A 14,106-nucleotide genomic window follows, 5' to 3' on the forward strand; every position below is an offset into this window, starting at 1 on the left:
AGGACATGCTGGCGGGCTGAGCGATCGGGGAGCCCCGCGGGATGAGGCATGATCGGGGGATGTCTGATCGCATCATCGCCGCCTGTGACGGAGCGGCCAAAGGCAATCCCGGGCCCGCCGGCTGGGGTTGGGTCATCGCCGACTCCCAGGGCCGCCCCGAGCGCTGGGAGGCCGGTCCGCTGGGGCGGGCCACCAACAACATCGGGGAGCTGACCGCCCTCCAGCGGCTGCTGGAGGCGGTGGACCCGGGGACGTCCGTCGAGGTGCGGATGGACTCCCAGTACGCGATGAAGGCCGTGACCCAGTGGCTGCCGGGCTGGAAGCGCAACGGGTGGAAGACCGCCTCCGGCCAGCCGGTCGCCAACCGCGAACTCGTCGAGGCGATCGACCGGCTGCTGGCCGACCGTGACGTCACCTTCCAGTACGTTCCGGCACACCGTGAGGACGGCGACCGTCTGAACGCGATCGCCGACCAGGCCGCCAGCGACGCGGCGATCAGGCAGGAGGCCGCCGGTACGGCCCTCGGCAGCCCGGAGATGCCGGTTCCGGCTCCGGCCGCGGCGTCCCCCGCGCGCAGAAAGGCGGCCGCGCCGGGGAAGCGTACGTCCGCGGGCACCGCGACCGGGGGCGGCGGCGGATCCCGGGCCATCAAGGCGAAGTTCCCGGGCAGTTGTGCCTGCGGGAAGCCCTACGCGGCCGGTGACCTGATCACCAAGAACGGCAGCCGGTGGGGTCACCAGGCCTGCGGCTCGCCAGTGCTGTGACCGGCAGGGTTCACCCGGGGTGCGATGCCCGGTACGGCACCTTGCCGTGTTGTCGGACCGCGCAAGTACGTCCCGTACGAGCCGCGGTCCTCCGCCTTGCGATGCTTCCCCCAGGCCCTGCGGGGCCGGGGAGACCCCATGCGCCGGACGCCGCAACCCGGCGCACCCTTCCGGTCACGGCACTAGGGCCTGTCTTTCGGATCATGCCGGGCCCGCGACGTCTGGCACCGCACCTCGCTGCGTTCTCGTCGGTCGTCGATGCTCCGCATGGACTCCCTCCTCGGCCTTGCGATGCACGGCACCAGACGCCGCGGGCTGATCCGGCCTGATCCGAAAGACAGGCCCTAGGGTCGGTGGACGCGTAGGTACTCCACCTCGTAGGACATCTGCGAGGTGCCCGGCTCGGGCGCCGGGTGGTAGCGGCCGGCGCACACGGACAGGTTGACGATGAGGTACGCCCGCCAGTTGCGTCCGACGCCCCGGCGGTCGGCGAAGACCCGGGTGCCGTTGACCCACCACACGACCGAGCGCGATCCGAACTCGACCTTGAGGTCCACCCAGCCGCCGGGGGCGATGGAGGAGTCCCGGTGGTAACGCGAGCCGCCCTTGACGTGGTTGGAGAGTTCGAGCAGGTCGGGGTTGTCGGGGTGGTACTCGAAGACGTCGATCTCGTTGCCGCCGTCCCGCCAGGTCCAGATCGCCGGCCAGGCCCCGATCTCGGAGGGCAGCCGCACCCGGGACTCCAGTACGTCGCCGGTCCGCACCATGAACCCCTCGCCGCTGCCCTCGGTGGTCAGCAGGCCCGCGTTCCACTTGCCGTCCGGGCGGCGGGTGGCCCGGAACGTGCCGGTGCGGCTGTAGGAGGGGTCGGCCACGAGGTAGTCGAGTTTGTTGTCGCCGGTGTTGGTGGGGCCGCCGTTCGGATAGGCCCAGGACCGTCCGGCGATCCACTGGGAGGTCGATCCGAAGTCCGCGGTGAAGACCGGGGCCCGGGCGCTCAGCGGTGCGGCCCCACTGTCGGGGGTACCGGTGAAGCGTCCCGTGAGCCGTCGGAGCCAAGTGAGAACCTGAGTGAGCACGAGCGGCTCCTTCCCCATGAATGGACGCTCCTGCAGCATGCCCGTCCGCGATGCAATACATACCGGTGGACCGGTTTGTCTTTGTGGCGGCCGACCGGCACGAGTGCGCCTGGGCCCTGGACTGTCTGCGGTAAGAGGACGATGGGCCTCAACATGCGTTTCCTGTAAGCCAGTTAAGTGCGTCCACGGCGGGGTACGATCCGTGCCGTGGGGGGACTGGTAGGACAGAGCAGAGGGAAGGCCGTCCTGCGCGCGTGTGGCTGCGCGGTGGCGGGTCTGTTCCTGATCGCCGGGTGCACGGCCGACGGCACGCCGAAGGGCGGCACGGCGAGCGGCACCCCGGGCACGTCGGCCACGCCGTCCGGCACGGGCGGTGCGGGAGCGGGAGGTTCGGGTCCGGGCAGCACCGGCGCGAGCGGCACCCCGGCCGCCCGGCCCAGCAGTTCCGCCTCGATCCCGATGCCCCCGGTCGACGAGTCCAAGCAGCCGAAGACGGTCGCCGAGGCCCGCGGCCTGCTCCGCCGGATCATCATCGCCGAGCAGGACCTCGGGCCCGAGGTCGTGCGCAACACCCCGTTCGAGAGCGATCCCGGCCGCTGGCCCGTGCTCGACGAGGGCTGCGTCTGGCAGACCGAGGGGCTGCCGGCCGACGTGCTCGCCACGAGCACCCGCCACTTCCACATCCCGGCCAAGGACGGCCGTGGCCGCGTACAGATCAACGCCACGGTCACCGTCCACCACAACCGCGAGGAATCGGGCTGGGAGACCGCCCGCGCCATGGAAGAGGTCCTGCGGTGCCCGGACCAGAAGCTGCGTGAGGGCGAGGACCTCAAGACCCTGTGGGGCGGCTCCTTCTACCTCGGCGAACAGATGAACACCTGGACCGAGGACGCCTTCACCGAAACCGGCAAGTACGTCAGCGCCCAGGACGGCGGGCCCTACGACTACACCTGGTCCCAGGCCCAGTTCGGACCCGTCACCGTGGCCATCGCGGCCAAGGGCGCGCAGGGCGTCACCAACGACGACCTGACCGCCTACGTGGCCAAGGGCACCGGCCAGATGATGATCCAGGCCAAGCAGGAGCTCGGAAAGGCGGCGGGCTGATGGAGCCGCTCCATCCCTCTGACCCGTCCCGGATCGGCGGACACCGGCTCCTCGGACGCCTCGGCGCCGGCGGCATGGGCGTCGTCTACCTCGGCCGGACCGACGACGGCGCGCTCGCCGCGGTCAAGGTGATCCGCGCGGAGTACGCCGAAGAGGCCGACTTCCGGGCCCGTTTCCGCCGCGAGGCCGAGATCGCCGCCGAGGTGGACAGCCCGTGGGCCGTCCGCGTCACCGGCGCCGACCCGGACGCCGCCGAACCGTGGCTCGCCACCTCCTTCGTCGCCGGACCCTCCCTCGCCGAGGCCGTCGCGGCCCACGGCCCGCTCCCGCTGCGCGCCGTACGGATCCTCGGCAAGGCCCTGGCCCAGGCCCTCGCGGTGATGCACGAGCAGGGCCTCGTACACCGCGACGTGAAGCCCGGGAACGTCCTCCTCGGCATGGACCGGCCCCGCCTGATCGACTTCGGGATCGCCCGCGGCGGCGAGCACACCGCCCTGACCTCCGCCGACGCCGTACTCGGCACCCCCGGCTTCCTCCCGCCCGAGCAGGCCGAGGGCCGCCCCGCCGAACCGGCCGGCGACGTCTTCTCGCTCGGCTGCCTCCTCGCGTACGCCGCCACCGGACGGCTGCCCTTCGGCACCGGCACCGCCGACGCGGTGCTCTACCGCACGGTCCACGACGAGCCCGAATTCGGCCCCGAGGTCCTCGCCGACCCCGAACTCACCGCGCTGCTGCGCACCTGCGTCGCCAAACACCCCGACATCCGCCCCGGCGCGCGCGAGCTGGACGCGGCACTGACCGAGGACACCCCCGGGGAGGGCACCGACTGGCTGCCCGACCCGGTCGTCGCCACCATCGCCGCGCGCGCCGCCGCGCTGCTCGCCCTGCCCGGCATCGACGAGACCGTCGCCGACCCGGACGCCGCCCCCGCACCCGGCGCGGCCGCGCCGGCGCCCTCCCGCAGGCGGTTCCTCGCCCTCGCCTCCGGCGGCGCCGTCCTCGCGGCCGGCGGCGGCCTGGCCGCCTGGCTGGCGCTGCGCGACCAGGACAAGCCCGGGAACCCGGCCGCGGACGCCCCGCGGCAGTGGGTGATCGGTGTGCACGCCGACCTCTCCGGCCCGCAGAAGGCCGCCGGACAGGCCCAGGAGCGCGGGGTGCGCCTCGCCGTCGACGCCTTCAACTCCCGCAAGGACAAGCCCTTCACGCTCACCGTCGCCACCGCCGACGACGCCGGGAAGGCGGACCGCTCGGCGGCCGCCGCCACCGGACTCATCGCCAACCGCGACCTGTTCGCCGTGGTCGGCCCGACCGGCAACGACTCCGTGATCCCCTGCCTGGAACTCTACGGCGAGAGCTCCGTCCCCCTGGTGACCGTGTCCGCCCTGGCGACGACCTTCAGCATCACCGACCGGCGCAGCTTCTTCCAGAGCTGCCCGATCTCCTCGGCCCAGGCCGCCGCGGTCAACCTGCAACTCGCCGGGAAGCAGGGCGTCCGGCGGCTGGGCATCCTCAGCGACCGCGCCGGGGACACCGACACCTGGCAGGCGGCCCTGCTCATGGGCCGCACCATCGGCTACTTCGCACCCGAGGCCACCTACTACGGGCGCGTCGTCCCCCGCGGAGCCGGCGATCTGACCCCGGTGGTCACCGACCTGCTCGCGCACGGCATCGACGGCTTCTTCTACACCGGCACCCCGGCCGGCGGGGCCAAGGTCGCCGGGCTGCTGGCCGCCGCCGGTTTCCAGGGCCCCCGGGCGGCCGACTACACCATCGCCGGCCCCGAGTTCCTCGGCGCGGCCGGCCAGGCGGCCGAAGGCTGGCAGTTCTTCACCCCGTACACCGGCCCGGAGGCCCCCGAAGTCGCGGAGATGACCCGCGCGCACCGGGCGGCGTACGGATCCGCCCCCGACATCTGGACCGCGGAGGCGTTCGACGCCACGCGCCTGATCATCGACCGGCTGGTCACCACCGCGGCGGGCGGTCAGCGCCCGACCCGTGCCGGGCTGCTGACCGCGCTCACCCAGGGCACCTTCCGCGGGCTGACCAAGGAATACACCTTCGACGACCGGCGCCAGGTCAAGGGCAACATCTACTTCATGCACAAGGTGGAGGGGGGCCGGATGCGCTACGTCGGCCCGGCCGTCCAGCCCGCGGCGGGGTAGCCCGGATGCGCCCCCTCACCCCCGCCGATCCGGCCGCGATCGGCGGCAACCGGCTGCTGGGACGCCTCGGTTCGGGCGGCATGGGCACCGTGTACCTCGCCCGCTCCGCCGCCGGCACCCTGGTCGCGGTCAAGGTCATCCGCGCCGACCACGCCGCGAACCCGGACTTCCGAGCCCGGTTCCGGCGCGAGGTGGAGGCCGCCGGGCAGCTGACCGGGCGCTGGGTGGTCCCGGTGGTGGCCGCCGACCCGCAGGCGCGCGAGCCCTGGCTGGCCACCCCCTTCGTCCCCGGACCCTCCCTGGCCGAGGCCGTGGGAGGGTACGGTCCGCTGCCCGCCCGGGCGGTACGCACCCTGGGCGCGCGGCTCGCCGAGGCGCTGGCCCAGGTGCACGCCGCCGGGCTGGTCCACCGTGACGTCAAACCGGGCAACATCCTGCTCGCCCCGGACGGGCCCCGGCTGATCGACTTCGGGATCGCGCGGGCCGAGGGCGCGGTCACGCTGACCGCCGTGGACGCCGTCCTCGGCACCCCGGGATACCTGGCACCGGAACAGGCCCGCACGGACGGCGCCGTGGCGGGCGCCCCGAGCGATGTGTTCTCCCTCGGCTGCGTCCTGGCGTACGCGGCGACCGGGCACGGTCCCTTCGGCGGCGGCCACGCGGCCGCGGTGGTCTACCGTACGGTGCACGACGAGCCCGAACTCTCCGGACTGCCCCCGGAGCTGCTCGACACCGTGCTGGCCTGTCTCGCGAAGGACCCGGCGGCCCGGCCGACTCCGGACGAGCTGGGCGCCGTACTCGGGGACGGCCTCCCCGGCCCGGACGGCGAGGACTGGCTGCCGCCCCCGCTGCCCCGCCTCATCGCCGAACGCTCCACCAGGGCCCTGGACCTGCCCGTCCCGGAACCGACCCGGATCGACGTGCCGGAGGCGGCCGTCCGGGGCCTCACGCGCAGACGGCTGCTCGGGGCCGGCGCGGGCCTGGCCGTCATCGGCGCGCCGGTCGCCTGGTTCACCACCCGCGGCAGGGCCCGCGGCAGGACACCCCCGCCCGCACGTGAACTCGCCACCCACACCCTCGCCCTCCAGGCCGATCTGACCGGGCCCGGCAAGGAGATCGGCCAGGCCCACGAGCGCGGCATGAAACTCGCCGTGGAACGGCACAACAGCCGGTCGGACGCCGCGTTCCGGCTGGCCCTGCGCGTCGCCGACGACGGCGGGGACGCCACGCGCGCCGCGCAGGTGGTCAAGGAACTGGCCGCCGACCCCGCGGTGGTCGCACTCACCGGCCCCACCTGGGACGCCCCCGTGCCCGAACTGGCCGTCGCCTGCGGCGCGGCCGATCTCGCCCTGCTGCTGGTATCCGCCGACAGCCCCGAGAGCGCCCTCACCCGGCCGGAATGGCGCACGGTGGTCGCCACTCGCCCGGCCGGCGACCAGCTCGCCCTCCCGGTGATCGACTACTTCAGCCGGATCCGGCCGGTCCACCGCACGGGCCTGGTGGAGGACGTCGAGGGCAGCGAGCCCGTCTACCCGGTCGTCCAGCACCTGCAGCAGTCACCGCCGTCACAGGGCACGCTCAGCGTCCACCGGATCCCTGCGGGCAGCTCCGACTTCGCCGGCGCCGTACGCGCGCTGACCGAGGCCGGGGCCGAGGCCGTCGTCTACGCCGGCACCTCACCGCAGCGCGCGGCCCAGCTGGCCCGAGCCCTGACCGAGGGAGGATTCCAGGGCCGGCGGATGGGCCTCCAGCACGCCATGGAACCGGCTTTCCTCACGGCCGCAGGTCCGGCCGCCGACGGCTGGGTGTTCGCCTCCCTCTTCACCGACCCGCTGGCCGTCCCCGCCGCCGCCGAGTTCGTCGCTGCCCACCGCGCCGCCTACGGGACCGCACCCGCCCGCTGGGCCACCGAGGCCTACGACGCCGTGGGGCTGCTCGCGGCGACCCTGACCGGCCTGGCGGAGGAGGGGCGGGACCGGGCGGGAGTGACCCGCCGGACCTTCCGGACAGCCTACGAGGGCCTGGCCAAACCGCTGTCCTTCGACTCCAACACGCACGTGCTGACCAGAGCCGGTACCGCCCACCTCTACCAGGTCGAATCCGGCGCGTACCGGTACCTGGGCATCTACTCGAAGGTGCGCCCCGGGTCCGGGCGGTGAACGGGGGGGCCTCCGGGCTCCGGCGGCGGCTACTCGAAGCGAGCGGTGTCGCCCGCGCCCCGGCGCACGATCTCGACCTCGCCACCGGAGAAGTCGATGACGGTGGTCGGTTCGGTACCGCAGTCACCCGAGTCCAGCACGGCGTCCACCTCGTGGTCGAGGCGCTCCTTGATCTCCCAGCCCTGAGTCAACGGCTCGGGCTCGTCGGGCAGCAGCAGGGTGCTGGAGAGCAGCGGCTCGCCGAGCTCGGCGAGCAGGGCCTGCGTGACGACGTGGTCGGGAATCCGGACTCCGACCGTCTTCTTCTTCGGGTGCAGCAGCTGGCGCGGCACCTCCGAGGTCGCGGGGAGGATGAACGTGTAACTGCCCGGGGTCGCCGCCTTGATGGCACGGAACACGTCGTTGTCGATCTGTACGAACCGGCCCAGCTGCGCGAAGTTCTGGCACACGAGGGTGAAGTGGTGACGGTCGTCCAGATTCCGGATCGACCGGATCCGGCTGATGCCGTCGCGGTTGCCCAGCTGGCAGCCCAGCGCGAAACAGGAGTCGGTCGGGTATGCGATGAGCTTCCCGCCGCGGATCATGTCGACCACACTGTCGATGGTGCGCCGCTGGGGATTCTCGGGGTGTACGTCGAAGTATTTCGCCATCCGCCGAGCGTACGCGGTCGGGACCCCGGCGCCGGTACGGCCCGGCGGGCCGGCCTGCGGCCCTGCCCGCCGGTACGCCCGAGACCGGTGCGATGATGCCCGGATGCGCCCGCTGAACGAACTGATCGACGTCGACGGTCCCGCCTGGCTTGAACTGAGCGGGGAACTCGGCGCGGGAGCCGTTCCGGTGGAGGTCCTGCCGGCCGATCCCGCCCTCGCCCGGGCGTCGCTCCTCCAGCTGCAGGTCACCGCGCGGTCGTACCTGGGCGCGGTGGTGCTGCACTGCGGCGGCCTGCTCCTGGACGACGGCTGGCTGCGCGTCCTCGGCAGCCCCGCCGCCGACGGCTCCCGGGGACTGCCCGGACTCGCACAGGCCAACGCCTTCCCCTCCGTGTTCGACCCCGGCTGGTGCCCGGATGCCGGGCTGGTCGTGGCGTACGACGCGCTGGGCGGGGTCTTCGCCCTGAACGGCGCGCGACCCGCCGACAGCGGCCGCCCCGGAGGGCCGGGCGAGATCGTCTACTTCGCCCCCGACGCGCTGCGCTGGGAGGCTCTCGGGGCCGGGTATGCGGCCTGGCTGTCCTGGCTGCTGTCCGGAGCCCTCGACCGGTTCTACGCCGACCTGCGCTGGCCCGGGTGGCGTGCGGAGGTCGCGGAACTGAACGGCGGCCGGGGACTGTCGCTGTACCCTCCCCTGTGGTCCGCCGAGGGCCGCGGCGGCTTGGCGGCGACCAGCCGTCGCGCCGTCCCCATGGGGCAGCTGCTGGGCTTCGCCCGGGAAACCGGGCAGCAGTTCGACGGGATCGACCCGGGATTCATGGGCACGGTCTGACGGGTCCGGGGATCCGACCGAGGCCGAAGGTGGACTTTCGGCAGTGCCGCCGGCCCGGGGGAGTTCCGTAGGGTCAGGTGCGTGAGATCAATGATCATCGAGCCCCGGGTCCCGCAACCGGTCGTGTCCACAGGGCTGTTCATCGCAGCGCTCGCCGCCGTCGGAGCGAGCGTGGCCTATCCGTGGTGGGGGATACCGGCGGCGGTCAGCGCGTATGTCGCCGGCAGCGGACCGGGGCCGGGGCGGAGCGCGGCGGTGGCCCTGGCCGTGGTACTCGTGGCAGCCGTGCCTGTGGTGATCCTGGTACCCGAATGGCTCGCATGGACGACCCGGTTCGCACTGACGCTGCTCGCCGCGGCGGTGCTTCCCTGGTTCGCGGGCCGGTTCCTGCGCCAGTACCGCGAACTGGTGCGCGCCGGGTGGGAGCGGGCCGCGCGGCTGGAGCGGGAACAGCGCCTGCTCGCCGAACAGGCCCGACTGCGCGAACGGACCAGGATCGCGCAGGACATGCACGACCTCCTCGGCCACGAACTCAGCCTCGTCGCCCTGTCGGCAGGAGCGCTGCAGCTGGCCCCCGGCCTTCCCGAGGCCCACCGCACCGCCGCGCGGGACATCCGGTCCAGGGCGGGAGCCGCCGTGGACCGGCTCGGCGAGGTGATCGGCCTGCTGCGCGAACCCTCAGACCCGGAGCCCGGGCCGGACAGCGGTCCGGTGAACGGGCTCGCCGGGATCGGGGGCCTGGTGGACCGGGCCGCCGAGGCGGGACTCGACGTCCGGCTGCGGCTGGAGGGGGAACCGACGGCCACCGCGCTGCCGCGGGCCGTCGACCGGGCCGCGTACCGCGTCGTCCAGGAGGCGCTGACGAACGTCGCCAAGCACGCGCCCGCCTCCCGGGCCACCGTCGTCGTCCGGCACATGGCTGACACGGCTGACACGGCGGATCCGGGCGGCCGGACCGAGATCGCCGTGACGAACGGGCCGGTCCGCGGCCGGGAGACCGCCTCCCAGGTCCCGGGCGTCCCCCGCGAGCCCCACCGACTCGGCCTCATCGGCCTGGACGAACGGGTCCGGCTGGCCGGCGGCTCCTTCACCGCGGGCCCCGAGGGCGACGGCTTCGCCGTCCGCGCCGTGCTCCCGCACCGGCCCGGCGCGGCCCCGCCGCCCCCCGCCGATCCGGCCCGCCAGGGCGGCGTCCTGCCCCCGGAACACCGCAGCGCCCGCCGCCGGCTGCGCCGTACCGCCGTCGCGGCCGTGCTGGTGCCGCTGTGTACCGCGGCCGTGCTCGTCCTCGGGGTGCGGGCCTGGGACACCGTGACGGCCCGGCAGTCGGTCCTCGCCCCACAGGACCACGCCCGGCTGAGCGTCGGGCAGCCTCGCGCCGAGGTCGCGCCGTACCTGCCGCGACGGCAGACGACCCGCCGGCCGGTCGCCCCCACCCCTGCACCGGACGGTGCGGCCTGCGAGTTCTACGTACAGACCGCCGACCCCTTCGACGACCGCTCGGGGGACATCCACCGGCTCTGCTTCCGGGCCGGCCGGCTCGTCTCCACCGACACCTTCACCGGGAGGGAAGTCCGATGATCCGGATCCTGATCGCCGACGACGAGCCGATGATCCGCGCGGGCGTCCGCGCCGTCCTCGCCACCGATCCCGGCATCACCGTCGTCGCCGAGGCCGCCGACGGCCACGAGGCGGTGCGGCTCGTGCAGCACCACCGCCCGGACGTGGCCGTACTGGACATCCGGATGCCGGGTACGGACGGCATCGCGGCCGCCGCCGAGATACGAAGGACCGTACCGGCGACGGGGGTCGTGATGCTGACGACCTTCGGCGAGGACGACTACATCCTGCGCGCCCTCGGCGAGGGCGCCACCGGCTTCCTGATCAAGTCCGGTGATCCGGAGGAGCTGCAGGCCGGGGTGCGGGCGGTCGCCGACGGCGCCGCCTACCTGTCACCGAAGGTCGCGGCTCGGGTCGTCGCCCATCTCGCGGCCGACGGCGCCGGTGCCCGGGCGGGCCGCCGCTCCGCGGCCCGCGCCCGCGTCGACGCCCTGACCGCCCGCGAACGGGACGTACTCGGCTTCCTCGGCGGCGGACTGTCCAACGGGCAGATCGCGCGCCGCCTGCACCTGTCCGAAGGGACGGTGAAGGCCCACGTCAGCTCGATCCTCGCTCGCCTCGGCGTCGACAACCGGGCCGCGGCGGCGGTGGTCGCCCATGAGGCCGGAGCGGTCCCGGCGCCGCCCGGCGGCGGGGCGGCGCCCGAGGAGCGCTGACGCCGCACGTCCGGCGGCGGGCAGGAGGAGGATCCGTACGGTCAGCACGGCGCTCGCCCCGAGCGCCGCGCCCGCCATGACGTCGTGCGGATAGTGCACGCCGACCAGGACCCGCAGCAGGGCGGCGGCCGCGGCCACCGGCAGGGCCAGGGCCGCGAGCCGGGGACGTACGAGCGTCACGCCGACCGCCGACGCGGCAGCGAGGGCGGCGTGATTGCTCGGGAACGACCAGTCGCCCGGCGCGGGACACGGCGCGACCGCCAGGGCCCCCGCCACGGCCCGGCACGGCCGTTCCTCGTCGACCAGGAGTTTCAGCCCCTCGCTGAGCGCGTAGGCGGCCACGGTCCCGGCGGCCGCCAATGCCACCCCGGCCAGGCCCGGCACGTCACGGCACCGCAGGGCGCACACGCCCACCGAGAGCAGCAGCAGGGCCAGGAGCAGCAGCGTGCCCTCGCTCGCCGCCTCCAGCGCCGTCCCGGCCCAGGCCGGCCAGTCGCCCGCCACGCTCCGGGCGAGTGACCGGTAGGCCGTCGCGGAGACGCCCTCCGTGACGTGTACCGGCTCGTTCGTGCCCAGCGCGCCGCCGGGCGCCGCCCAGGCGACGGCCGCGGCGCCCGCCCCGGCCGTCGCGCCGGCCAGCGGCAGCCGTCGGGCCCATCCGTATCGGGTGTTCGATTCCATGGGGTCCGACCGTAGGAACGCCGGGGCCCGCGCGCCCCGGCCGAACGGCCGGCCCGGCCCCCGGCGAACGTCAGGGTTGCGACGTCCGCCGTTCCGTGCCTGGAAAGCGCCTGCCGCATGCGCGGCGGTCCTGACGGGGACGCTCCGGACGCTGCCGGACAGGTTCGGGGGCACGATGAGAGGAAGCCGTGCGCTTCGGACCGCCCCAGGGCGGGTGGCGGCGGGCGGCGCCGGGCCGACGATGCCGGAAGGAGCGTCGCCGATGGGTGGGATCGACGCGTCGGGGACCGGTGGGATCAGACCCGGCATGGCCGGGGTCTCCCCGCCGAGCGGTTTGCTCGACGTCCTGAACGTCGCGGCGGTCGTCCTCGACTCCGAAGGACGGGTCGCGCTGTGGAGCCCGCAGGCCGAGCAGCTGTTCGGCTGGACGGCGGCGGAGGCACTCGGCCGCCCCGCCGCCCGGCTGCTGGCCGCCAAGGAGCACGTAGGCCTGGTCACGGAGCTGTTCGCGCGCGTCATGGGCGGCGCGGGGGACTGGGCGGGGGCCTTCCCGGTGCGGCGCCGGGACGGCACCACGCGCCTGGTGGAGTTCCGCAACATGCGGCTGCTCGACGAGCACGGCGAGATGTTCGCCCTGGGCATCGCGACCGACCGCACCCGGCTGCGCCAGCTGGAGCGGGACCTCGCCCTGTCCGCGCGCCTGGTGGCCCAGTCCCCGATCGGCCTCGCGGTCCTGGACACCGAGCTGCGGTACGTGCTCGTCAACCCGACGCTGGAGCGGATCAACGGGCTGCCCGCCGAAGATCACATCGGCCGGGGCGTCCGCGAGGCCCTGGCCTTCCTCGACGACGCGGAGGCCGCCGAGTCGGCGATGCGCCAGGTCCTGGCCACCGGAACGCCGCTGCTCGAACAGTTCACGGCCGGCCGCACCCACGGCGGGGACCGCACCGAACACGCCTGGTCGGTGTCGTACTACCGGCTGGAGGACGCCACCGGCCGGGTACTGGGCCTCGCCACCTCCGTGGTGGACGTCACTCAGAGTCACCGGGCGGCCATCGAGATCGCCCGCAGCCGCCGCCGGCTCGCGCTCATCGCGGACGCCACCGTCCGCATCGGCACCACCCTCGACCTCGACCAGACCGCCCGCGAGCTCGCCGACGTCGTCGTGCCCGAGCTCGCGGACATCGCCGCCGTCGACATCCTCGACTCCGTCCTCGAAGGCCGGCCGACCCTGCGGTCCTCCGCCCACGAGCCCGCCGTGTTCCGGGCCCTCGCCCTCGCCGCCGCCTACCCCAGCGACGCCGTCCGCGCCGCCGACCCGCCCGGCGACATCGCCCGTTACGCCGCGGACCGGCTCGTCACCCAGTCCGTGACGACCGGCCACCCGGTCCTCGTCGCCCACGTACAGGCCCAGGACATCTCGCGCATCGCCCGCGACAGCACCGCCGCCGACCTCCTGAGCCGCGCCGGGCTCCGCTCCTACCTGGCCGTTCCGCTCATCGCCCGCGGCGAGGTCCTCGGCGCCCTCGACCTCAAACGCACCCGCAACCCGCTGCCGTTCAACGACGACGACATCGTGCTGGCCGGCGAACTCGCCGCCCGCGCCGCCGTGTGCATCGACAACGCCCGCTGGTACCGCAACGCGCACCACACCGCCCTCGCCCTCCAGCACCACCTCCTGCCGCACCACCCGCCGCCCACACCCGGCCTGGAAGTCGCCTACCGCTACCGGCCCGCCGCGGCCAGCAGCGAGATCGGGGGCGACTGGTTCGACGCCATCGCCGGACCGGACGACACCACGGTCCTCGTGGTCGGAGACGTCATGGGCAGCGGCATCAACGCCGCCGCCAGCATGGGACAGCTGCGTACGGCGACCCGCACCCTCGCCGAACTCGCCCTCGACCCGCCCCAGGTGCTCCACCAGCTGGACCACACCACCGCCGCACTGGAGGAGACCATCGCCACGTGCGTCTACGTCGTCTACGACCCGCACGCCGCCCAGTGCCGGGTCGCCCTCGCCGGACACCTGCCGCCCGTCCTCATCCGCTCCGGCCGCCGGCCCCGACTCCTCGACCTGCCCACCGGCGCCCCGCTCGGCGTGGGCGGCATCCCCTTCGAGTCCACCACCATCGCCATGGACCCCGGCGACCAACTCGTCCTCTACACCGACGGCCTGGTCGAAACCCGCGACCAGCCCATCGACGAACGCCTGGACCTCCTGCTGACCCTGCTCGCCGACACCGGACGTCCACTGGAGGAGACCTGCGACCGCCTCCTGGACTCCCTGCGCCGCACGGACGACCACGACGACGTCGCCCTGGTCATCGCCCGCGCACGATCCCTGCCGACGGGCTCCGCCTAGGGGGTCGCTTGCCGGATGAGCCCGGACCGGCCGACTG

General features: G+C 74.2%; 10 protein-coding genes and 1 pseudogene. 8 read left to right on the forward strand and 3 right to left on the reverse strand.

Annotated elements, in window-relative coordinates; genetic code table 11:
• The first annotated feature begins 59 nt into the window (after nt 1-59).
• A complete protein-coding gene (locus ACFY0D_RS23240) occupies nt 60-764 on the forward strand; it encodes a ribonuclease H (protein ID WP_390799976.1) in 705 nt (234 codons plus the stop codon).
• 344 nt (nt 765-1,108) lie between these two features.
• On the opposite strand, the gene ACFY0D_RS23245 is transcribed toward ACFY0D_RS23240, so the two are convergent.
• A complete protein-coding gene (locus tag ACFY0D_RS23245; RefSeq protein ID WP_390800078.1) occupies nt 1,109-1,765 on the reverse strand; it encodes a beta-glucanase in 657 nt (218 codons plus the stop codon).
• Between the two features lie 285 nt (nt 1,766-2,050).
• Between ACFY0D_RS23245 and ACFY0D_RS23250 the strand changes: the two genes are divergently transcribed.
• Genes ACFY0D_RS23250 through ACFY0D_RS23260 form a run of 3 tightly spaced genes read left to right on the forward strand, consistent with a single transcriptional unit; the run spans nt 2,051 to nt 7,268 of the window.
• Nucleotides 2,051-2,947, forward strand: coding sequence for a hypothetical protein (locus tag ACFY0D_RS23250; RefSeq protein WP_390799977.1), 897 nt, complete (start codon nt 2,051-2,053; stop codon nt 2,945-2,947).
• A complete protein-coding gene (locus ACFY0D_RS23255) occupies nt 2,947-5,109 on the forward strand; it encodes a bifunctional serine/threonine-protein kinase/ABC transporter substrate-binding protein (RefSeq protein ID WP_390799978.1) in 2,163 nt (720 codons plus the stop codon). Before ACFY0D_RS23250 ends, ACFY0D_RS23255 begins: the two co-directional genes overlap by 1 nt.
• 5 nt (nt 5,110-5,114) lie before the next feature.
• Complete coding sequence (locus tag ACFY0D_RS23260) at nt 5,115-7,268, forward strand: bifunctional serine/threonine-protein kinase/ABC transporter substrate-binding protein (protein WP_390799979.1); 2,154 nt, start codon at nt 5,115-5,117, stop codon at nt 7,266-7,268.
• 29 nt (nt 7,269-7,297) lie between these two features.
• Here ACFY0D_RS23260 and ACFY0D_RS23265 read toward each other — a convergent pair whose 3' ends face one another.
• On the reverse strand, nt 7,298-7,918 hold the full coding sequence (locus ACFY0D_RS23265; RefSeq protein WP_390799980.1) for an L-threonylcarbamoyladenylate synthase: 621 nt from the start codon (nt 7,916-7,918) through the stop codon (nt 7,298-7,300).
• Nucleotides 7,919-8,021: 103 nt separating this feature from the next.
• Between ACFY0D_RS23265 and ACFY0D_RS23270 the strand changes: the two genes are divergently transcribed.
• The 3 genes from ACFY0D_RS23270 (at nt 8,022) to ACFY0D_RS23280 (ending at nt 11,026) form a co-directional block, all read left to right on the forward strand.
• Complete coding sequence (locus ACFY0D_RS23270; protein ID WP_390799981.1) at nt 8,022-8,750, forward strand: DUF2625 domain-containing protein; 729 nt, start codon at nt 8,022-8,024, stop codon at nt 8,748-8,750.
• Nucleotides 8,751-8,840: 90 nt separating this feature from the next.
• Nucleotides 8,841-10,331 (forward strand): sensor histidine kinase, encoded by a 1,491-nt coding sequence (locus ACFY0D_RS23275; RefSeq protein WP_390800079.1) that lies wholly within the window; start codon nt 8,841-8,843, stop codon nt 10,329-10,331.
• Nucleotides 10,328-11,026, forward strand: coding sequence for a response regulator (locus ACFY0D_RS23280; protein ID WP_390799982.1), 699 nt, complete (start codon nt 10,328-10,330; stop codon nt 11,024-11,026). The genes ACFY0D_RS23275 and ACFY0D_RS23280 overlap by 4 nt, the downstream gene beginning before the upstream one ends.
• Before the next feature lie 48 nt (nt 11,027-11,074).
• Here ACFY0D_RS23280 and ACFY0D_RS23285 read toward each other — a convergent pair.
• A pseudogene (locus tag ACFY0D_RS23285) lies at nt 11,075-12,016 on the reverse strand (phosphatase PAP2 family protein); the annotation flags it as partial.
• On the opposite strand from ACFY0D_RS23285, the gene ACFY0D_RS23290 reads away from it, so the two are divergent.
• Entirely contained in the window at nt 11,970-14,069 is a 2,100-nt protein-coding gene (locus ACFY0D_RS23290) for a SpoIIE family protein phosphatase (RefSeq protein ID WP_390799983.1), read from the forward strand. The pseudogene ACFY0D_RS23285 and the gene ACFY0D_RS23290 sit on opposite strands and share 47 nt — an antisense overlap.
• Nucleotides 14,070-14,106: the final 37 nt, after the last annotated feature.

It is taken from the genome of Streptomyces sp. NPDC001502, assembly GCF_042894785.1.
Taxonomy (GTDB): domain Bacteria; phylum Actinomycetota; class Actinomycetes; order Streptomycetales; family Streptomycetaceae; genus Streptomyces; species Streptomyces kutzneri.